The sequence below is a fragment of the Arsenophonus endosymbiont of Apis mellifera genome, assembly GCF_903968575.1.
In the GTDB taxonomy this organism is placed as follows: domain Bacteria; phylum Pseudomonadota; class Gammaproteobacteria; order Enterobacterales; family Enterobacteriaceae; genus Arsenophonus; species Arsenophonus apicola.
The window spans coordinates 13,510-36,196 of the sequence record NZ_CAJCFU010000064.1 but is presented as its reverse complement, the minus strand read 5'-3'; the positions used below and the strand labels follow the sequence as shown (position 1 = coordinate 36,196).

18 protein-coding genes and 1 riboswitch are annotated in these 22,687 nt (G+C 38.9%); of the genes, 6 read left to right on the top strand and 12 right to left on the bottom strand.

Features of this window, described 5'->3' with window-relative positions:
• Positions 1–2 precede the first annotated feature (2 nt).
• A complete protein-coding gene (apaH, locus tag H1X92_RS10695; protein WP_180560135.1) occupies positions 3–821 on the top strand; it encodes a bis(5'-nucleosyl)-tetraphosphatase (symmetrical) ApaH in 819 nt (272 codons plus the stop codon).
• A gap of 255 nt (positions 822–1,076) precedes the next feature.
• Here apaH and folA read toward each other — a convergent pair whose 3' ends face one another.
• The 8 genes from folA to nudF form a co-directional block, all read right to left on the bottom strand.
• On the bottom strand, positions 1,077–1,571 hold the full coding sequence (folA, locus tag H1X92_RS10690; protein WP_180560134.1) for a type 3 dihydrofolate reductase: 495 nt from the start codon (positions 1,569–1,571) through the stop codon (positions 1,077–1,079).
• A gap of 221 nt (positions 1,572–1,792) precedes the next feature.
• A complete protein-coding gene (ftsP, locus tag H1X92_RS10685) occupies positions 1,793–3,208 on the bottom strand; it encodes a cell division protein FtsP (RefSeq protein WP_180560133.1) in 1,416 nt (471 codons plus the stop codon).
• A 208-nt stretch (positions 3,209–3,416) separates the two neighbouring features.
• Positions 3,417–4,151, bottom strand: coding sequence for a 1-acylglycerol-3-phosphate O-acyltransferase (locus H1X92_RS10680; protein ID WP_180560132.1), 735 nt, complete (start codon positions 4,149–4,151; stop codon positions 3,417–3,419).
• Between the two features lie 51 nt (positions 4,152–4,202).
• A complete protein-coding gene (gene parC, locus H1X92_RS10675; RefSeq protein ID WP_180560131.1) occupies positions 4,203–6,458 on the bottom strand; it encodes a DNA topoisomerase IV subunit A in 2,256 nt (751 codons plus the stop codon).
• A 36-nt stretch (positions 6,459–6,494) separates the two neighbouring features.
• Positions 6,495–8,390 (bottom strand): DNA topoisomerase IV subunit B, encoded by a 1,896-nt coding sequence (parE, locus tag H1X92_RS10670; protein WP_180560130.1) that lies wholly within the window; start codon positions 8,388–8,390, stop codon positions 6,495–6,497.
• Between the two features lie 96 nt (positions 8,391–8,486).
• Positions 8,487–9,071 (bottom strand): esterase YqiA, encoded by a 585-nt coding sequence (gene yqiA, locus H1X92_RS10665; RefSeq protein WP_180560129.1) that lies wholly within the window; start codon positions 9,069–9,071, stop codon positions 8,487–8,489.
• Positions 9,071–9,910: a 3',5'-cyclic-AMP phosphodiesterase gene (cpdA, locus tag H1X92_RS10660; RefSeq protein WP_180560128.1), complete on the bottom strand. Its 840-nt coding sequence runs from the start codon at positions 9,908–9,910 to the stop codon at positions 9,071–9,073. Before cpdA ends, yqiA begins: the two co-directional genes overlap by 1 nt.
• A 106-nt stretch (positions 9,911–10,016) precedes the next feature.
• Positions 10,017–10,664, bottom strand: a complete 648-nt coding sequence (gene nudF, locus H1X92_RS10655; protein ID WP_180560127.1) for an ADP-ribose diphosphatase — start codon at positions 10,662–10,664, stop codon at positions 10,017–10,019.
• 233 nt (positions 10,665–10,897) lie between these two features.
• Here nudF and tolC point away from each other — a divergent pair, with 233 nt between their 5' ends.
• The 3 genes from tolC (at position 10,898) to H1X92_RS10640 (ending at position 14,391) form a co-directional block, all read left to right on the top strand.
• Positions 10,898–12,280, top strand: coding sequence for an outer membrane channel protein TolC (gene tolC, locus H1X92_RS10650; RefSeq protein WP_180560126.1), 1,383 nt, complete (start codon positions 10,898–10,900; stop codon positions 12,278–12,280).
• A 210-nt stretch (positions 12,281–12,490) separates the two neighbouring features.
• Positions 12,491–13,225 (top strand): DUF1190 family protein, encoded by a 735-nt coding sequence (locus H1X92_RS10645; RefSeq protein ID WP_180560162.1) that lies wholly within the window; start codon positions 12,491–12,493, stop codon positions 13,223–13,225.
• Positions 13,226–13,230: 5 nt separating this feature from the next.
• A complete protein-coding gene (locus tag H1X92_RS10640; RefSeq protein ID WP_180560125.1) occupies positions 13,231–14,391 on the top strand; it encodes a glutathionylspermidine synthase family protein in 1,161 nt (386 codons plus the stop codon).
• Positions 14,392–14,711: 320 nt separating this feature from the next.
• Here the strand turns inward: H1X92_RS10640 and ribB are convergent, their stop codons facing one another.
• Positions 14,712–15,365, bottom strand: a complete 654-nt coding sequence (gene ribB, locus H1X92_RS10635) for a 3,4-dihydroxy-2-butanone-4-phosphate synthase (protein ID WP_180560124.1) — start codon at positions 15,363–15,365, stop codon at positions 14,712–14,714.
• Positions 15,366–15,485: 120 nt separating this feature from the next.
• A riboswitch (FMN riboswitch) is annotated at positions 15,486–15,651 on the bottom strand.
• A 239-nt stretch (positions 15,652–15,890) separates the two neighbouring features.
• Here ribB and ubiK point away from each other — a divergent pair.
• Positions 15,891–16,157, top strand: coding sequence for a ubiquinone biosynthesis accessory factor UbiK (gene ubiK / locus H1X92_RS10630; protein ID WP_180560123.1), 267 nt, complete (start codon positions 15,891–15,893; stop codon positions 16,155–16,157).
• Between the two features lie 53 nt (positions 16,158–16,210).
• On the opposite strand, the gene hldE is transcribed toward ubiK, so the two are convergent.
• From hldE to H1X92_RS10615, 3 genes are all read right to left on the bottom strand, one after another.
• Positions 16,211–17,638 carry a bifunctional D-glycero-beta-D-manno-heptose-7-phosphate kinase/D-glycero-beta-D-manno-heptose 1-phosphate adenylyltransferase HldE gene (gene hldE / locus H1X92_RS10625; RefSeq protein ID WP_180560122.1) on the bottom strand — a complete coding sequence of 476 codons (1,428 nt, stop codon included), beginning with the start codon at positions 17,636–17,638 and terminating at the stop codon, positions 16,211–16,213.
• A 110-nt stretch (positions 17,639–17,748) separates the two neighbouring features.
• The gene (gene glnE, locus H1X92_RS10620; RefSeq protein WP_180560121.1) at positions 17,749–20,601 is read right to left on the bottom strand and encodes a bifunctional [glutamate--ammonia ligase]-adenylyl-L-tyrosine phosphorylase/[glutamate--ammonia-ligase] adenylyltransferase; all 2,853 of its coding nucleotides are present in this window, start codon (positions 20,599–20,601) and stop codon (positions 17,749–17,751) included.
• A gap of 13 nt (positions 20,602–20,614) precedes the next feature.
• Complete coding sequence (locus tag H1X92_RS10615) at positions 20,615–21,571, bottom strand: CYTH domain-containing protein (protein WP_180560120.1); 957 nt, start codon at positions 21,569–21,571, stop codon at positions 20,615–20,617.
• A 482-nt stretch (positions 21,572–22,053) separates the two neighbouring features.
• Between H1X92_RS10615 and H1X92_RS10610 the strand changes: the two genes are divergently transcribed.
• Positions 22,054–22,677, top strand: a complete 624-nt coding sequence (locus H1X92_RS10610) for a TIGR04211 family SH3 domain-containing protein (RefSeq protein ID WP_180560119.1) — start codon at positions 22,054–22,056, stop codon at positions 22,675–22,677.
• The last annotated feature ends 10 nt before the right edge of the window (positions 22,678–22,687 follow it).

Below are 22,687 nucleotides of genomic sequence, written 5' to 3'. Positions count from 1 at the left end.
TTATGGCTACTTATCTTATCGGAGATATTCACGGTTGCTATCGTGAACTTAAGGCACTTCTCAAACAAGTAAAATTTGAGCCACAAAAAGATGTTTTATGGCTCACCGGTGATCTGGTCGCCCGTGGCCCGGATTCTCTAAAAGTTTTACGTTACATTAAAACATTAGGCTCATCCGTCAGAATGGTACTAGGTAATCATGATCTCCATCTTATCGGTGTATATGCCAACATTAGTCATAATAAACCTAAAGACAAACTGAAAAAATTACTAACCGCCCCTGATGCTAATGAACTAGTTAATTGGTTACGACGTCAGCCGCTATTACAAGTGGACAATAAGGAAAAAATCATCATGGCACATGCTGGGATCACACCGCAATGGGACTTAGCAACAGCCCAGATGTGTGCTAGAGAAGTAGAGGCTGTTCTTAGTAGTGATACCTATCCTTTATTTATCGACTCTATCTATGGTGATATGCCGAACAACTGGTCGCCCAATTTAACAGGATTATCCCGTTTACGTTTTAGTACCAATGTCCTAACCCGGATGCGCTATTGTTTTCCTGACGGTCAGTTAAATATGGCCTGGAAAAATAAACCTGAAAACACCCCTCCGCCTTTAAAGCCTTGGTTTGATCTGCCACGAAAAATTCCACCAGAATATGCCATTATTTTTGGTCACTGGGCTTCCCTGGAAGGGAAAGGAACGCCTAAAGGGATTTATGGACTTGATACCGGTTGTTGCTGGGGAGGAAAACTGACTTTACTTCGTTGGGAGGACAAAAAATATTTTAGCCAGCCTGCATTTACTAAAAGATAACTAACACTATACTTGTCGCTAAACAGCAGATAATAGAATATAACTAATAAACTAATTAATTTTGTTTTAATATTACTAAAATAATGATTATAAACCTATTTAAATAAACCCCTATTTATAACTATTTGACTTAAATTATTTAATTAATAATACAAATTTAATTTTTATTTATATATTTAACATCACCTAATTCAAATTAATAATAAAAAACCGAAGTGTTAGCCTTCGATTTTTTATTACCACTAGGAGTCTCACTTAGCTTTGTGAGCGACGTTCTAATATCTCAAAACAATAATTATGAGAATTTTTTTCATCTGCTTCATGGTATTCAGTAAATACGGAATCCCACTCATCAGGTTCATAAACAGGAAAATAGGTATCACCAATCACTTCTGCATCTACATGCGTTAAATAAAGACGATTTGCCAGAGGTAAGAATAATTCATAAATTTTCCCCCCGCCTATAATCATTATTTCTTCTACTTCCCCAGCTGCGGCTAGTGCCTCGTCAACTGAGTTAACCCAAACAACGCCTTTATCATTACTCGAATGTGTTTGACTAAGAATAATATTCAAACGTTGAGGTAAAGGTTTACCTATAGCTTCATAAGTTATACGTCCCATTATAACTGGCTTATTTAACGTATTACGCTTAAACCAGGCTAAATCACCGGATAACACCCATGGCATGTTATTTTCCAAACCAATTACCTGATCCGCCGCCATTGCTGCGATTAAACTAATATTCATTAGGTCACCATATTGGCATAATAGAAAATTGGATTTTACATTTAAAAAATCCAATCACTCTTCAATAAATCTACATTTTTATAAAAACAATCAAATCATTAATTACTATTATATAGATAATTTTAAATAATAAATAACAATCAAAATAATAAAAACATAAAATAATACAAATTACTTTTTTATTAATCAGCCGCAAAAATATTCTATATTATAGAAATAAATTAAGCTGATGGGTTGATCACCATCTGTGCAGTTGAGCCTTTATCCGCTTTCTCTAAATTTTGACTAAAATACAAAAAAGGAAAATGATCATAAGACGGTTGTAGCATATTAACTAATAATTCACTGTAGCCATTTATCCATACTGTATCTTTCCAGCCATAATCCTCTGGGCCAGGTACAACACCATTATGATTAATAACTTTGAAACGAACACCTTCAATATGAAATGCTTGAGGCTCATGCGCTTTTACTATCCAGCGTTCCCATGCTCCCTGCTGAGTGATTAAGTCAATACGATTTACATCCCGCATCATACCATTAATGCCAAAAGGTTTACTAAGGGTCACTTCACGATTACGAATAGTCGATGTGATTTGGCTAGTGTCATTAACCAGTGTTTTTGGTAAATTATCGGTTACCAATGATAATAGCCCTGATGAACAAATGGTTAAAACCTTGGTCGAATTTAATAAAGTTGATGGTTCGAAAAGTCCTTTAATCCGATCCATAATACCTGCCGCTCTGCCAGCCGTTATCGTCAATAACTCTGTTTTGGACATATCAATTAATACTTCTCGACGCTCGCCAGGCGCCATAGGTAATTTATCGATACTCACCGGAGCAGGTAGTAACCCTTGATCACTCGCTATCAAAAAAAATGGTCGCTTATCACTGATTTCCAATACGTAGCGTCTTGAATTTGATGCATTAAGTAACCGTAAGCGGATCCAGCCGCGAGCGACTTTAATATACGGCTCCTGCACACCATTAACTAATAAAGTATCACCTAAAAAACCTTCCGCTGTCGCTTTATAGTGTGGTGTTCCAAAACTATCTAGCCGTTTATCTTGCATAATAATAGGAAAATCATCCACGCCGTAATGATTAGGAATATTTAAATTCTTACTGGTCTTATCAGACACAATCCACATACCAACCAAACCATCATGAATTTGTCTTGCCATCTTGCCAGGTGTATTCGCATGATACCAACAGGTCGCAGCGGGTTGACGGATCGGCAGTACCGGCGACCAATCAACATTGGGTGACATTAATCTGGCTGCCCCACCAATTTGAGTACCTGGAACTTGTAACCCACTGACTGTCATAGCAACTTCTTCAGAGAGTCGATTACTATATACCAATTTCAAATCACTATCCGTTTCTACTCGAATGGTTGGCCCTAAATAATAACCATTGCAACCAATAGTCGTAGTACGATGGCTACCATCAAAAGACCAATAAGATTTTTTCAACGTAAGAAACAACGGTTGACCCAAATGAGATTCTAATAGAGGCGGGATTGGTAATAATGGGTATCCTGCATTTTTTTCTGCTCTAACCGCAGTAGGAAGCATAGAAACACTCATTGCTATACTTGATAGCTTAAGAAATCGACGCCGACTTAGTGACATAGCCTCTCCACAAAATCATTAATAAGCTAGCGCCATTTATTGTTCATAAAGGAAATATACTTATCCTACTATCTGCTAGTAATTGTGTTATCCCAATTATTTGATAACTCTATTCAATTAAGACAATAGATTGCTACAACGCCAAATATTAATATATTGTTAAATATGATCATTTAGAAACTAATTTGCTTGAAAATGAACTTAAATTTTATTTCATTTTTTGCTCTATTTCTGCTACTTCTTTATTTAATTCTGCAATTTTAGCTTTAAATAAATCATGGCAATAATCTGCCAATTCACGCACGTTTTCTCGATTATACTTTGTTGTGTCAATAGACGGTAGCATTTCGACGATCACTACTCCATTATTCCAACGATTTAGTTTAATGCGCCCTTCTGTTTCAGATAAACAGACCGGTATTATTGGCACACCTGCTGCAATTGCTGCATAAAATGCACCGGTTTTAAATGGCAGTAAACCTCGACCACGACTACGGGTTCCCTCAGGAAACATCCAAACAGAAATTTTTCTTTTTTTGATCTGTTGAACAACCTGCGAAATGGTATTGTGCGCTTTAGTTCGATTAGCCCTATCAATAAGAATATTACCAGACAACCAATATAGCGGACCAAAAAAAGGAATAAAGACTAAGTTTTTTTTCCCAACAGTAACGGTATTTGGCTGTACTGCATTTGACATCGTCACCATATCATAGTTATTTTGATGATTACCTATATAGATACTGGGACCGTAATCTTTGGCTTCAGCTGGCACTCGACTAATAATGGTAATACCAAAAACATAAGATAATTTACCAAACAGCCGGCCAAAGCGCATAACATGGCTTGGATTTCTTGGACTAAATAAGCAAAAAAAACATCCTAACACGCAAACCAATATCGTAAATAGGATCACAATAATAATACGAACTATAGCTAACATATTTACCTCAAGTAATAAGTAACTTCACCCATCTATAAAAACAATCGAAGATTATTTATTACTAGCAGGTGTTACTTCTATACGCTCAATACTCTGTAATCCACGAGGTAATGGAGAACCTTTACGACCTCGTTCAGCACGATATTTTTGCAAATCTTCTGGATTTAATTTCATTTTTCGTTTACCCAAATAGAGTGTAATTGAAGACTGAGGCTGCAAAAATATTAACCAAACTAGCAGATCCTCTCCGCTGGCTGATTGAGCAGCAGAAATATTAATAATTTTATTACCTTTTCCTTTAGAAAGCTGTGGGAGATCGCTAACAGGAAATATTAGCATTCGGCCTGCTTTAGTAATTGCTAATAATAAATCTTGCTGTTCATTGTTAACTTCTAATGGTGCTAATACCTTAGCATTATTCGGTAAGGTAATTAATGCCTTACCTGCTTTATTTTTTGCTACTAAATCACTAAAGGTACAGATAAACCCATACCCCGCATCCGATGCCAACAAATATTTTTGCTCTTCAGGCGCTGTCAATACATGTTCAGTCGTTGCGCCAGGTGGTAATGCCAATTTGCCAGTAAGAGGTTCTCCCTGCCCTCGTGCAGAAGGAAGATCAAGCGGATCTAATGAATAACTTCGCCCTGTGCTATCAAGAAAAACGACCGGTTGATTAGTTTTACCTTTTGCTGCACTACGGAAACCATCACCCGCTTTATAATTAAGGTTAGTCGGATCAATATCATGACCTTTTGCGCTTCTCACCCATCCCATAACAGAAAGGACAATAGTAACCGGCTCAGAAGGCAAAATATCATGTTCATTCATGGCTTTTGCTTCAATACGCTCCTTAAGCGGTGAGCGACGATCATCCCCATAGGTCTGTGCATCTGTTTCAATTTCTTTCTTGATTAAGGTGTTTAAACGACGTTCAGAACCCAAAATAGCTTGTAGTTGATCACGCTCTTTCGCTAATTCATCTTGCTCGCCACGTAACTTAAACTCCTCTAGTTTAGCCAAATGACGCAATTTCAATTCCAGGATAGATTCAGCCTGAGTTTCTGAAAGAGCAAAACGAGCCACTAATACGGCTTTAGGCTCATCTTCATTACGGATAATATGGATAACCTCATCTATATTCAGATAAGCTATTAATAAACCGTCAAGAATATGTAAGCGTTTTAATACTTTTTCTAAACGATGATTTAAGCGGTTACGCACAGTTTCTCGTCGAAATAATAACCATTCATTTAAAATTTCAACCAGTCCTTTAACTGCTGGGCGATTATCCAAACCAATCATATTCAAATTGACCCGATAACTTTTTTCTAGATCCGTCGTGGCAAATAAATGCGTCATCACTTGTTCTAAATCAATCCGATTACTTCTTGGTACAATCACTAAACGTGTCGGGTTTTCATGATCTGACTCATCGCGTAAATCTTCTACCATCGGTAATTTTTTGGCGCGCATTTGTGAAGCAATCTGTTCTAACACTTTAGCACCAGATACCTGATGAGGCAGTGCAGTAATAACAGCATTACCATCATCCATTTCCCATACGGCACGTAGCCGAATAGAACCACGGCCTGTTTGGTAAATTTTTTGAATATCTTCTTTTGATGAAATAATCTCTGCTTCTGTTGGGTAATCAGGAGCAGGAATAAAATTCATCAACATATTAAGATCAGCTTTTGGATTTTCCAGTAAAGCAACTAATGCACTTGCTACTTCAGGAGCATTATGTGGCGGAATATCGGTCGCCATACCAACTGCAATCCCTGTGGTACCATTTAACAGTATATTGGGTAATCTTGCCGGTAGGGTTTTGGGTTCAGTTAATGTTCCATCAAAGTTAGGCGTCCAGGCTACTGTTCCTAATCCTAATTCACTAAGTAGCGTTTCCGCGTATTTTGACAATCTTGATTCAGTGTAGCGCATCGCAGCAAATGACTTAGGATCATCGGGTGCTCCCCAGTTCCCCTGGCCATCAACTAATGGATAACGATAGGAAAACGGTTGTGCCATCAACACCATAGCCTCATAACAAGCACTATCACCATGTGGATGATATTTCCCCAATACATCACCGACTGTACGTGCTGATTTTTTGTATTTAGCCGCATTACTCAAACCAAGCTCAGACATGGCATAAACAATTCGGCGTTGAACAGGTTTTAACCCATCGCCAATAAATGGCAATGCTCTGTCCATGATGACGTACATGGAATAATTGAGATAGGCATTTTCGGTAAAGGTGTAAAGTGGTTGTTGCTCTACACCATCGTGAGTTATCTCACTCATTCATTTAATTCCTCAGTCTCTGATTAACAGTGTCGATTACACTTCAATTTCTATCGCATCGCCTTTATCTTGTAACCAATTTCGACGATCTTCTGCCCGTTTTTTCGCCAGTAGCATATCCATCATCGCTAGTGTTTCTTGATAATTATCATCATTAATAATGAGTTGGACTAAGCGTCGTGTATTAGGATCAAGCGTGGTTTCACGTAATTGCGTCGGATTCATCTCACCTAACCCTTTAAAGCGCTGGACATTCGGTTTGCCACGCTTATAACTTAGCCGATCGAGAACAGCAGCCTTTTCACCTTCATCGAGGGCATAATAGACTTCTTTACCTAGATCAATACGATATAAAGGTGGCATAGCAATATAAATATGGCCTGCTTTTACTAAAGCGGGAAAGTGGCGAACAAAAAGCGCGCAGAGTAATGTTGCAATATGCAATCCATCCGAATCTGCATCGGCCAGAACACAAATCTTACCGTAACGGAGCTGGCTAAGATCATTGCTGTCTGGATCGATACCAATAGCCACTGAGATATCATGAACTTCCTGTGAAGCTAAAACTTCATCGGAAGAAACTTCCCAGGTATTCAGTATCTTGCCTCTTAACGGCATAATCGCCTGATATTCACGATCACGAGCCTGCTTAGCCGATCCACCGGCTGAATCACCCTCAACTAAAAATAGTTCAGTGAAATTAAGATCTTGAGATGTACAATCGGCTAGCTTACCGGGTAACGCAGGCCCGCTGGTCAGTTTTTTGCGCACAACTTTTTTCGCTGCGCGTAGACGCCTTTGCGCACTAGAGATGGTGAGCTCCGCTAATTGCTCAGCTTCTTGAACATTTTGGTTTAACCACAAACTAAAAGCATCTTTTACCACACCGGAAACAAACGCAGCGCTCTGGCGAGAAGAAAGACGTTCTTTAGTCTGGCCGGCAAATTGAGGATCTTGCATTTTAACTGATAGAACATAAGCACAGCGTTCCCAAATATCATCACCCGTTAATTTCACACCGCGGGGAAGTAAATTACGGTATTCACAAAACTCCCTCATCGCATCCAGCAAACCTTGACGTAATCCATTAACATGGGTACCACCTTGTGCCGTTGGAATAAGGTTAACATAACTCTCGGTTAATAGTTCCCCACCCTCTGGTAACCAGAGCAATGCCCAATCGACCATTTCTAATTGGCCAGCAAAATTACCAACAAACGCTTTTTCCGGTAAAGTAACTAAACCGTTCACTGCCTCCATTAGATAGTCGGTTAAGCCATCGTTATAACGCCATGTCTGCTCAGTATTATTTATTTTATCCTTAAAGATGATTTCAACACCAGGGCATAGCACAGCCTTGGCTTTTAATATGTGTACTAAACGTGAAATAGAAAATCGTGGGTTGTCAAAAAAATGGCTATCGGGCCAAAAACGCACACCAGTCCCGGTTGTCCGTTTAGCACAACTACCAATTACCTCGAGTTCCTGAACTTTTTCGCCATTTTCAAAAGCTATTCGGTATATTTGGCTATCACGACTGACAGTTACTTCAATACGTTTTGATAACGCATTCACTACGGAAATACCAACACCATGTAGCCCGCCAGAGAATTGATAATTTTTATTAGAAAATTTTCCCCCAGCATGTAAATGCCCCAAAATCAGCTCTACAGCTGGCACTTTCTTTTCCGGGTGGATATCAACGGGCATACCTCGGCCATCATCAATCACTTCCAGCGACTGATCTTCATACAAGATGACATCGATACGTTTGGCATAACCGGCAAGCGCCTCATCGACACTGTTATCAATAACTTCCTGCGCCAGATGATTTGGTCGAGAGGTATCGGTGTACATGCCCGGGCGACGACGTACAGGTTCTAAACCACTGAGGACCTCGATTGCCTCTGCATTATAATTAGATTGAGTCATATTATTTTCTGCGGTAATTGACGATTAATTAGGCAAATAAATGCTGAGATACTGATGATAATAACAGTGATTCAGCTATTTTGAATAATTTTTTACTTATTTTGTCTTTGCCAAAGCTAAAAAACGCATAATTTGTGGAAAATAGTAGTCAAATCCAACAAAAGCATGGTTACCTCCTGACTCAATTGTTTGCTTACACTCCATAAGATAGGTAACAGCTTGACGATAGTCCAATATTTCATCACCAGTTTGTTGTAATAACCAAATCAGATCAGGTGCCGTTAATGTCTTAATTTGTATCTCTTGCAGTTCATTTAAATGATGGGGTTGCAAAATGTAGCATTCCTTTGTGTAAGGATTGACTTGCTCACCTAAATACTGTTGAAACAAATCAAAGGGGCGTACTGCTGGATTGACAATAACTGCGGGTAAACTAAATTTTTGCGATAACCAAATAGCAAAATAACCACCCAAGGAAGAACCTATCACGCCAATCGGCTCTCCCGCATGGGCCGTTACGAGATTCTGTAGTAACTCAATCGTTTCTGCCGGATAACAAGGAAGCTGGGGTATCAGCATATTAACTTCTGGGTGTTGCCCGCTTAACCAAGTTTTTAAGCTATTTGCCTTCTGTGATAGAGGGGAACTATTAAAACCATGAATATAAATTAATGTTGACATTAATAACCGCCTGAATCGAAATCTGGACGGTATTTATCACTAGCCAATCTGAAAACTTGGGTATCCAACACATTTTCACCGTCATCATTGATAGAAAGATCAAGATAACGCCATCCCGGTGCCAGAATATCTAATGTAAAATTAGTACAATGAGGTTTAAATTGGATACAAGTTGATGGTGTTGCCATCATGCGGATCCCTTGCCAATATTCATCTATTTCTTGATGAATATGCCCACATAAAATTGCTTTAATTTGCGGATATTGCTTTAAATAGTCAGCCACAATATGAGAATTACGCAAGCAATGTTGATCAAGCCAGGTACAACCCGATGGTAAAGGATGATGATGTAACATCAGTAAATGACTACGCTCATTGTAGGCATCAAAACAGCTTTTCATCCATAACAATTGTTGATTGGACAATTTCCCATGTACCGCACCCTGAATTTGGCTGTCCAACATAAGGATTTGCCAATTATCATTAATTAGCACCTGTTTAGAGGGTAAAATTCCTGCTTTCGCTAAAGTAGCTACCATTGCCGGTTGATAATCATGATTGCCTGGCAACCAAACACAAGGAGCAGCCAACCGTTTGATCCCTTCTGCAAAATGCTGATAGGCTTGGGCGGATTGATCTTGAGCCAAATCACCGGTAGCGACAACCAGATCAACATTTTCATTGCGCGCTAAAATTGCATCAATCACTGCATGAAAACTAGCAAAAGTATTGACGCCAAGTAGAGTATCATCAACATTAGCAAAAAGGTGAGTATCAGTAATTTGTAAGATCCTCACTAAATTTTTTTGCTTTGTTGTTAATTTAAACAGACTATCCAAGCAATTTCCTTAGTTTCTACCTACTTTATACGTTATTTTAACATTAATACTTTATCAATAACTGTTGGCTGATACACACTTCTTTTTTATATCTATGAATAAGTAGTTATTTTAAGTTATTCAACCAATTGTTTTTCAATCTAAGATGATTTAATTGTAACCACTGTATTGCGATTACAGTAGCCGCATTATCAATTACCCCTAATTCCACCCATTGATAAGCTTGTTCGCGACTAACAACATGGACACGAATATCTTCATTTTCGCTGTTCAATCCATGTATGGTGCCGGGTTTGATTGCTAATGCATCAATTTCACCGATATGTACATAAATACGCTCAGTGGTGCCGCCTGGGCTAGTAAGATAACTTAGTGCATAGTGACAACGCAAAATGGTAATACCCGCTTCTTCTTTAGCTTCACGACGAACTAGCTGTTCTAAGTTTTCATTTTGTTCTACCATGCCAGCAATAGTTTCTAATAGCCACGGTGTTTTGCTAGTTTCAATCGCCGGGAGCCGTACTTGTTCAACTAACACGACCTTATCAAGACAAGGATCATAAGGTAAAATAACGCCCGCATTGCCCCGTTCTAAAACTTCACGTCGAATTTCCTTGCTCCAACCCCCGTTAAACAACTTATGTCGAAAACGGTATTCTACAAAACGAAAAAAACCACTATAAAGATCGAACTTAGCCGTAATTTCCACATCATTTTGGCTAAACTTGAAGGGTAAATTTTTTTTATCACTCATAAAAACTCTCTGAATTTATATGCATTAACTGACAAAAAAGTGAGACTTATATAACGTTTTTTAAGGAAATTAACTTATAAATAATGTAACATCGACCAGATTTAACATGCTAGATGGCACAAACAGCTACCATGGAATAATGACATATTCTGCTAAAATTAGCGGTATTAATGTTTTTCTGAGATAACTAAAGCAAAAAATTGCATAATAAATTGCATAATCAAGGAATAAGAATGAAAAAATTTATCTCTCTTTTTATCACCATTAGCCTAATGGGACTAAGTGCCACAGGGCAAGCTGAAAATTTATTGCAAGTCTATCAGAAAGCAAAAGAAAGTAATCCAGATTTACGTAAATCACTAGCAGAACGCGACCAAGCATTTGAAAAAATTAATGAAGCTCGAAGCCCTTTACTGCCGCAATTAGGTTTAGGTGCAAATTTCACCTATAACAGCGGTTATCGTGATAACCGAGACACAGAAAACAACCAACTTGGCGCCAATCTTAAACTCACCCAAACCATCTTTGATATGTCAAAATGGCAACAGTTAGACATACAAGAAAAAACCGCCGGTATTGCTGATGTTACTTATCAAACTAATCAACAAAAATTAATTCTTGATACTGCCACAGCTTATTTTGACGTGTTACGCGCGATTGACTTATTAGACTATATTGAAGCCCAGAAAAAAGCCGTTTATCGCCAGTTAGATCAAACAACCCAACGTTTTAACGTAGGATTAGTGGCTATTACTGATGTACAAAACGCCCGTGCTAATTATGACAGCGTATTGGCGCAGGAAGTATCGAGCCGTAATCAATTAGAAAATGCGTTGGAAAAATTACGCCAAGTTAGCGGCATCTATTACAGCCAATTAGCCGTTTTAAATATTGATCACTTCCGCACGCAAACACCTGCTCGAGTAGAAAAACTATTAAAAGATGCTGAAACGCGCAACTTAAGTTTACTCAGCGCGCGTTTGTCACAAGATTTGGCGCGAGAAAATATTCGCTATGAACAGTCAGGACATTTACCTACCCTTGGATTAGAAGCATCAACGGGCGTTAACAACACTCATTATCACGGTAGTGCTAATCATCTATGGAACCGAAATGATACTAGCTATACTGGCCAAAATAGCGTCGGACTAACGTTAAGTGTGCCGTTATATACCGGTGGCAAAACTAACTCACGCGTTGAACAAGCACAGTATGGTTATATTAGTGCCAGCGAACAGCTCGAAAGTACTTATCGCAATGTTATTCAAATAGTACGCTCTTCCTACAATAATGTTATATCTTCTATTAGTAGCATCAAGGCTTACCAACAATTAGTCATTTCAGCACAAAGTTCGTTAGATGCGATGGAAGCAGGCTATCAAGTCGGCACGCGAACAATCGTGGACGTGTTGAACGCAACAACAACCCTTTTTCAGGCAAAACAGAATCTAGCTAATGCACGTTATGACTATCTGATTAACGATCTGAAAATCCAGTATGCTCGTGGGACGTTAAATGAAAGCGATCTGATCCGTTTAAATAATAGCTTAGGCAAAACATTATCAACCTCACCGGATACAATTATTAATCCGATGAATGTTCCACAAATACATTAAATAAATACTCGCTTATTAATGCCCACATATTGTGGGTTTTTTTAGTGTAGCGAAAATTAATTAGAAAAGTTGTATTTTTACCACTTAAAATAAATAATCCGATTGATAGCCATATTTCTGTCAGCTTTATGCTTTAATTTCCACCGTAATTACCCTATTCTATCCTAGTTTGACGATTTTTATTTCGACCTTTAGGATAGGTAAATGATGATGAAAATAAAGCGCACGAAGAATATTAATCAAGATGCTTTTCGTAAAAGCTGGCGCGCCTACCGCTTAGCACCTGTCGCCTTAGCGATTAGTACGGTATTTATGTTGTCCGCTTGTGAACAAAGCGACGAAAGCGTATCTTTATATACTAATGCAGAGGATTGTGCCCAGAAAAACCCCGCTCAAAGTGAACAATGTTCGCTTGCTTATAAAAATGCATTGCAGGAAGCAGCAAAAACTGCACCTAAATATGCGACACGTGAAGATTGTGTGGCTGAATTTGGTGAAGAAAAATGTACTCAGGCTTCCAGCCAAATTGCAACGCAAACTACAGCTCAAACTGCAACACAAACTCCAGCTCAAGCCGGTTTGGCAGAAAATCAAGCCAGTGGACAAAGTGGTAGTTTCTGGATGCCATTAATGGCAGGTTATATGATGGGACGCCTAATGGGTGGTGGTGCAAATGCCCCAGCGCCTGCAGCGCAACCTCTGTTTAGCTCAAACAATCCTGCAAGTCCGGCCAATGGAAAATTTGTGGATGCCAGTGGCAAAAACTATGGACCGGCGGTAGCGGGAGGCAGAACAATGACTGTACCGCCATCAGCTCTTGCCCCCAAACCGGCAACGACGACCACTATCACTCGTGGTGGTTTCGGCGAATCAGTTGTTAAACAACAGGCTCACATGCAGCGTCAAAGTGCCACTTCGTCTTCTCAGCGTTCTATGGGAGGTTAATGGCGATGATAAGGATGCCCATCACTGAACGCCCTGATTGGAAAGAAAAGGCAACTGAATTTGGTTTTCATTTTCACACCTTATACGGTGAACCTTATTGGTGTGAAAATGCCTATTATCAATTTACTATGCAACAAGTGGAAGATCTTGAAGCAACCACCGCTGAAATACATCAAATGTGCCTGCAAGTGGTGGAAAAAGTAGTGAATAACGAGGAATTATTGTTAAAATTTCAGATCCCTAAACATTGTTGGGAATTTGTTAATCACTCATGGAAAACTAATCAACCTTCACTCTATTCCCGATTAGATTTAGCTTATGATGGTAAAACACCGGCAAAATTATTAGAAAATAATGCAGATACACCCACATCTTTATATGAAAGCGCATTTTTTCAGTGGATCTGGTTAGAAGATCAGATCAATGCTGGCAATTTACCAGCCAATGCTGATCAATTTAATAGTATACAAGAGCAACTTATTGAACGCTTTACGCAACTACGTGAATCATTTGGCTTTAACTGGTTACATTTTGCCTGCTGTCAAGATAGTGACGAAGATCGCGGCACTATCCAATACTTACAAGACTGTGCTTACGAAGCCAATATTGCAACCGAATTTCTCTATGTTGATCAAATTGGTTTAGGTGAAAAAGGACAATTTACCGATCCTAATAATCAAGTTATTAGCAATCTGTTTAAATTATATCCTTGGGAGTTTATGTTTAGAGAGATTTTTTCTACTAAGTTAGCCGATGCCGGAGTAAAGTGGTTAGAGCCAGCCTGGAAAAGCATTATTTCTAACAAGGCATTACTACCTATGTTATGGGAAATGTTTCCTAATCATCCCAATCTGTTACCTGCTTATTTTGCTGAAGCTAATCCGCCGAAACTGGATCGCTATGTGATCAAACCTATTTTTTCACGCGAAGGGGCAAATATTCGTATCATCGATAATGAACGTGAAATTGCCTCAATAGATGGCCCATATGGCGAAGAAGGTATGATTATTCAACAATTTTATCCCCTGCCTCAATTTGAAAATAACTATACCTTAATCGGTAGTTGGCTGGTAAATGATCAACCGGCAGGAATTGGTATTCGAGAAGACAAGCAATTAATTACCCAGGATCTGTCCCGTTTTTATCCGCATATTATTCTAAACTAACTTTTGCAACATAGGCGCAAGATAATGACAAGCTAATCATTATCTTGCTGTTGTTACTATTATGATTAGCAGATTAAAAATAGACAATAAAATTAGCCGGCGGACAAATTAATTAGCAACTATTTTTTGTCTGAGCACTCCACCTCAGTTCAGCCAAGCAAATTTATTCGTTTAAGCACTCAGCCTATATTTCCACTCTATAGCGATAGATTTAAAATGTGTTTGTTATTTAATAAACACTTTCCAGTATGACAGCACTGGTTAACCATAAAACTCATATAGGACAAAATTCCATCATGAAATATGGCTTATTCCGTCGGCTAACCGGCCTTTTGAGTAAATTGCTGACGATAGGTTACCAGATCTTCAATCGTTATTACCGGCATATCATGTTGCTTGGCAAAGATAAGCACTTCTGGCATACGGGCCATGGTACCATCGTCATTTGTCAACTCACATAAAACGCCTGCTGGCTTAAAACCGGCTAAAGTCACCAAATCAATGGTCGCTTCGGTATGACCGCGACGCTGCAATACTCCCCCTTGTTGGGCTCTTAACGGAAAAACATGCCCTGGCCGATTAAGATCGGTAGGCTTTGCATCATCGGCAATGGCTTTACGAATAGTCATTAAACGATCACTGGCCGAGACCCCGGTTGTCACCCCTTCAGAAGCCTCAATAGTGATAGTAAATGCGGTTTGAAACTGACTGGAATTTTCTTCAACCATCATTGGTAATGCTAGCTGCTTACGGCGTTCTTCCGTTATACAAAGACAAACAATTCCACTGCCATGGCGGATAGTTAATGCCATCTGTTCAACTGTCATTGTTTCAGCGGCAAAAATAATATCACCCTCGTTTTCACGGCTTTCGTCGTCAAGTACCATAACACCTTTACCTTGACGTAATGCCTCAAGAGCGCGCTCTATACGTTCGATCGGAGTGCCATATGCGGAAAGTGACGTCTGATTCATGGTAAAACCTCATCAATAAATACTAAATTACCAGAACCAGGGCGAGCTTGGGAGTATAAAAAATCAAACTAGTATCTTAAAAACCTGCGCACAATTGGCAGATCGCAAAACTACAGATATCGTTATTCTCTCCCATCCGGACTATAACCGTCGGTTCCAGAATCTCACTGGATCTGCTGACTTCCATCGCACATTGCTACAACGGAACGCTCGCGGACTTGGTTATTCAATTAGCAGAATAAATATCACCGCCGGTGGGGAATTTCACCCCGCCCTGAGATAAACAGCTAAACTATATCGTGAATATAGATCTGTGGCAATCAACAACAGCAAAATATATGATTGAAACAGTATTATCATCTATATAGTCAGCCAACTTGGTTTTATGTGGTTATTTCCGCTAATTTAGAGCCATTTTTATCACCAAATTTATTAAAAATAATTTTGTCAAAGCTAGCTGATTATTTTAAGATCTATTATTAAATAACCGATAGATTATAATTTGTGACCTGAAAGGATATAGTAATGCTTGACGCGAAAAAAATTGAACAAGTTGTTCGCCAGATCAAAGATACCTTACCGCAAGGGATACGTGACTTAGGCGAAGATCTTGATAAAAAGCTACGGGCAATATTACAGTCCCAATTAGGAAAATTCGATTTAGTTTCGCGTGAAGAATTTGATATTCAGACACAAGTTTTACTGCGCACCCGTGAAAAAATGATCGAAATGGAAAAACGCATCGAACAATTAGAAAAAAAAGAGGTAGCTAACGAAAACAAAAATGAATAACAAAAATGCCACGATATTACTATCGTGGCATTGCTATTTTTTATGCCAAAATATTAATCATTTTTCATAATGCTATTAATGATATTTGTTGTAGACAGCCCTTGTTCAAAATTAAGCACTTTAACTTCGCCACCTGCCGCCCAGACCTCTTGGCTACCGGCAATATCTTCCGGCTTATAATCACCACCTTTAACTAATACATCGGGTAAGATTTCACTGATCAGGCGTTGAGGCGTATCCTCTTCAAACGAGACCACCCAATCTACCGAACCTAGCGCTCCTAATACGGTCATACGTTGAGCTAATGGATTAATAGGACGATCATCACCTTTTAGCCGTTTAGTTGAAGCATCACTATTGACAGCAACAATCAATCGATCGCCTAGTTTACGCGCATTGGCTAAATAGATAACATGCCCGGCATGTAAAATATCAAAGCAACCATTGGTCATCACGATCTTCTCACCACGACTACGAGCCGCAGCAACCGCATGCTTTAGTTGCTGTTCATTCATCACCCCAAAACCATCATCAGCGCGACCATGAATGGCATTCTCCAACTCAATCGGTGATACAGTTGAAGTACCTAGTTTTCCAACCACAACTCCAGCGGCCGCATTAGCTAATACACAAGCTTGATGAAAATCCTGTCGCGCGGCTAACGCCGTGGCCAACACAGCAATAACCGTATCGCCGGCGCCGGTAACATCATAAACTTCCTGCGCTTGGGTCGGTAAATGTAAAGGCGGTTTTTCACGTTGTAATAATGTCATCCCTCGTTCTGAACGAGTGATCAGTAATACTTTAAGATCAAGGGAATCAATTAACTTCATTCCTTTCTGCTCAATTTCAGCATTGTTAGCACATTTACCAACAATGGCTTCAAATTCAGACATATTGGGGGTCAATAAAGTCGCTCCACGATAACGCTCAAAATCATTACCTTTCGGATCAATAAGTACCGGTACTTGAGCAGTATTTGCTAATGCAATGATCTGTGAAATTTGTGCTAAAGCACCTTTACCATAATCAGACAATACCAGTGCCCCAACATGTGGCAAAGCTTGCCGAATACGATCTAACAGCGGATTTATATCGACACTAGCAAAGCCTTCTTCAAAATCAAGCCGAATAAGTTGTTGATTATGAGATAGAATTCTCAGCTTAGTAATAGTAGGATGCGTTGATAAGGTAACAAAATCACAACATACATTGGCTTGATTGAGTTTCTCTGTTAATACTTCAGCAGCATCATCAATACCTGTCAGCCCTACCAGACGAACATTAGCGCCTAAAGCAGCAATATTCATAGCAACATTAGCTGCACCACCTGGCCGTTCTTCTTTCATTTCCACTTTGACAACTGGAACGGGCGCTTCTGGCGAAATTCGGTTAGTTAATCCATACCAATAACGATCTAACATAACATCGCCGATCACCAAAATATTAGCCTGTTTAAAATCAGGGAGAGTGATTTTCATCCTTACTCCAATTACAAATAAATTACCGCAATCAAGATTGCTACCAATAGTAACATAGCCCAGCCCTATCAATCATATTAAAAAGTATGGCCAGTCAATTCTATTTCAACTTAATTGGCATAAAACCATTTTTGCCAAATAAGCAGGACTTTTTCACGTTGTTGTTTAAACTGAGAGACTAACACTTTGCTGGGCAACGCCTGTAATGACAAATGATGCAATGTGTCTCGCATTTCAGTATAAATCTTAATTAGCTGTTCAGCTTCCTCGTTAGACATTACCGCATATTCAGCTAACAAGGTAAAAATACGCACATTATCTGACCAACGAAGTAATGCTACATTATCTGCACAGTAACGTAATACCAGATATTGAGCAATAAATTCAATATCAGTGATACCGCCAGGATCGGTTTTTAAATCAAAATATGCCTGCTGCCGGTTAGCTTGGTGCTGATACATTTTTTGTCGCATCTTAACGACCTGCTGACGCAATATCGTTTCTTCTCTTGGTATGAGCAGAGCTTCTCGTCGAATTCGGTTAAACGCTTGTTCTAATTGCGGTTCAGCAAAAACCATTCGCGCTCGGATCAAAGCTTGATGCTCCCAAGTCCAGGCTTGCGTTTTCTGATAATCCTCGAATGATTGGAATGTACTCACCAACATGCCAGATTCACCTGATGGGCGCAAACGAGCATCTACCTGATAAAGGATACCTGAAGAAGTTCGGGTACTAAAGAGATGAAGAATTTGCTGGGCGAGTCGTAAATAAAACTGGCGACCTTCAATGACGCGTTGCCCATCGGTGACAATACCTAATGGGCAATCAAACAAAAAAACTAAATCTAAATCAGAACCATACCCCAATTCAAAGCCACCCAGTTTACCATAACCTACAACGGCAAAACCGGTTACGCCAACTGGTTGTTGAGATAGATGAGCAGGTTTACCATAACGCTTAGTTAATTTATTCCACGCCAGTTGTACCACTACTTCAATAATAGCTTCGGCCAAATAGGTCAAATGATCACTCACTTTCATAACCGAAAGCACGCCAGCAATATCTTCAGCAGCAATGCGTAAAAGCTGAGCTTGTTTGAATTGCCGCAATGCTTCAAGCTGCTGTTCATCATCATTTTCATCAATGCGCAATAAATATTGGCGTAATTCATCGCGATAAGCGGTAACGGGTAATGGCTGGTAAAGTGAGAAGGGATCGATTAATTCATCTAGTAATAATGGATGACGAGCTAATTGCTCAGCAATCATTGGTGATGCTGCACAAAAACGGATCACATGCGTTAATACCTGTTCAGATTCTAAAATTAATTCTAAATAAGTTGTCCTACTAACTATACTGATAAGCAAGGGAATAATTCGTTGTAAAATCCGATTAATATCATCTCTATGATAGATTTTAGCTATCAATTTTGGCATTAATTGATCAAGTACCTCGCGACCACGGGGACCAATGGTTCGCTTAGCTAAATCTTGGCGAAATGGCCATAACTGTTTAATAATATTTTGTTTTTTCTCGTCTTTACACTCAGATAATAGGGTTTCCAGTTCACTTTCACTACTAATTTGTTGCCAGAAATAAACAAAAAATGTTAACAGAGTATCATCGCTTTTCTCATCATTTCGACCAATAATTTGCACAAATATCGCGTGGACACTTTGCATTCTAGCTGTAAGTTGCTGATAAAATGCCGGCCAATCGTTAAACCCCATCGCCCATGCCAGTCGCGCCTGTTGTAAAGCTTGCTTAGGTAACATCTGAGTTTGTTGATCATTAATAGATTGCAATATATTTTCTGTTCGCCGTAAAAACAGATAATTATCCGTTAATTGCGTTACCTGTTCTGTTGTCAGCAATGAAAGCTCATCAATAGCGATTAATGTAGGCAACAAAGCCGGCGAGCGTAAGCTAGGTTCACGGCCACCTCGAATTAACTGGAAAACTTGGCCAATAAACTCTATTTCACGGATACCACCGGCACCCAATTTAATATTATCTTGCCAACCCTGGCGACGGACTTCACGCTCAATCATGTTTTTCATATTACGCAACGATTGAATAACACTAAAATCGATATAGCGGCGAAAAACAAAGGAACGCAACATATTTTTTAATCCATCACTATAAACTGAGTTATCATCACCTATAATGCGCATTTTGATCATCGCATAACGTTCCCAGTCGCGTCCCTGTTCCTGGTAATAATCTTCTAAAGCAGCAAAACTAAAAACTAATGGCCCACTATCACCAAACGGACGAAGGCGCATATCAACCCGATAGACAAAACCATCTATCGTTTTCTGCGCCAATAAGTTAATTAATTTTTGGCCTAATCGGGTAAAAAACTGGCTATTTTCCATCTGACGGCGTCCCCCTTGGGTAGCACCATTTTCAGGAAAGGCAAAAATCAAATCGACATCGGACGAGAAATTTAACTCTCCACCGCCTAATTTGCCCATAGCAAGGATCAGTAATGGTTGTGGTTGTCCCTCTGGATCACAAGGAGTTCCCCAATTTCGACAACACACCGCATACAGCCAATCTCTCGCAACGATGATTAACGTTTCGGCTAACTCACTCAAATGCCGTAATATCTGCAGCTTACTATTGCTATCATCATGGAATAGTTGTAACCAGGCGATCCTAATTAGCATTTGATGACGAAATTGCCTTAGGATCCGCTGCAACTCCTCCTCACCAGCAATATTGGCTAGCTGTTTGGTTAACCATTGATGATAATGTTGCCATTCGCCTATTTGCGGTGGCTGTTGACGAATAGCCGTCCACCAAGCTGGATGGTTTTTGATCTGCTGATAGGCAAAATCACTTAAGGCAAAAAATATTTTTTCTTGCGGCGATAGCGGTAAAAGTTCAGGCGCATGACACTGAAAATCATCTACCACCCATTGCGCCTGCTGAACCAATATTGATGGCAGCAATTTCATAAAATGCCTTTCATTAGGCTAGTGTTAACGCGGTAAGCCATTGGGTAAAAGCCAGTTTGCAACGCAACCAATTCGCACTATAACAGAGTATTTCCGGTTGTATATCGGTAGCCATTGATAATATTGTTATTTCCTTTAATGGCAGTGTTTGAATAAAATGAGGTACAGAATAAGCATAATGAACTAAAAATTGCTCTATTATGACTAACAAATGACTTAAATTTTGCTTTGCTTGCAACTGATTCTCTAACCAACACTCCTCATAGCACTGCCAATATACTAATAACTGGCTTAAACCCTGTTCAATCGGCATAGTAAACCAATTAGAAGGAGGCAATAAGAGCTCAGTGTCTACATGATCGCTAGTTTGGATCAGTGAATAGCCTCGTTCAGCCTTACTTTTATTTGCTAAGCGCAATCCTTCAATATTAACAAACTCTTTTGCTAACGCTAAAAGCTCAATTAAAGTGCCCCTTTTCAGTTCCAGTTCAATTTCCATAATAGGTTTTTTTCTGGCGCCAGCATAAATACTACCTTGATCTAATACAATTTCAATTTCACTACCTAGATAAGTAACAATCCATTTTTCACGAGAAAAATTGGTATAAAATAAGGTTGTTAACTGAGACTGTAAACGATTAACATCGGTATCCTTAGGCCATATTTCGGCCGGAAATGCTAAAAGATTGATCTCAGGTTTATGAATTTCAATATTGTATTCAGGTCGTTGATGTAAACCACCCATAACCTTACCGGCGGTTTTCATCGTCATTTCGTAACGACCATCGCAACCGCGGATCCTTAACCCCATATCCCAGCGACGTAATTGATGATCCACTGTCTCAAAATAGATATTTGACAGCTTATGTAAGGAAAAATGCGTATAGGGAAAGGATATGATTTTTTCACGGATCCGCTTAATAGCTTCCGGACGAACCGACAACTTTAATTCAATTTCTAGATGACTCATATTTAGTCCAGATTTTCTGACATCTTCTATCCCTAAGAATAAACGTTACAATTTTTATTTATACTGTCTAGACTCATACTTAATGTAGATTATCATTTTCAATTTACTATGTTGTTGACAAAAACTAACGGACAACCTCATGACTAACGATTGAAAAGATCTACAAGTTTAACATAAATAAGCTAGAAAACGGCAATCAATGCGGGTTCACTTTTCTTACCGTCAGCAACATATATTTGCTAAAAAAAAATAATTATAATATTGAATTAAACTATATTAATAACTAAATACCAGAAAAATAACTGATAGAGAATTTTATTCTATGTTTTTGCCTGAAAATAATAAAAAATGAAATATTATTAATAATGGCAAATCAATTTAAAGAATCATTATTTTACTTTTTTAGATTTGCATCAATACATTTAACGCATTAGTATCAGCTAATAGCACTTTTTTTCACAGTTTGAAGATAGTTGAATACAATGAGAAAATTTCCTTTATTTATTCTAGCATTGATAGGATTAAACCTCTCAATGACGACACAAGCGGAAGAAACGCTTTATGTTTCTGATGAACTCCCCACCTTTATCCACCGAGGGCCTGGAACCGATTATCGTATTATTGGTAGCCTAAAAAGCGGTGATCAAGTTCAATTATTAAGCACAGATCAAGAAACCGGCTACGCTCAAATTCGTGATTATAAAGGCCGAGTCGCCTGGTTACCCAAAAATCAACTTAGCCAAACACCCAGTGTAAAAGCACGTATTCCCTTACTCGAAAAGGAAAATCAAGAATTACGTGAAAAATTAACTAACATTGATAGTAACTGGAATAATCAAACCAGCGAAATGCAAAGCAAAGTTGCCGCCAGTGATCAAATTATTGCTAACCTAACTGCAGAAAACGAAAAACTAAAAAATGAATTAATTCGCTCAGGAAAAAAATTAGAAATTGCGCAAATTAATCTTGATGATAATCGCCGTGAACTCATTTTGCAGTGGTTTATGTATGGCGGTGGGGTTGCCGGTGCTGGTTTAATTTTTGGTTTGTTATTACCTCATATTATTCCTCGACGTAAAAAACGTAATGATCGCTGGATGAATTAAAGAAAATAGC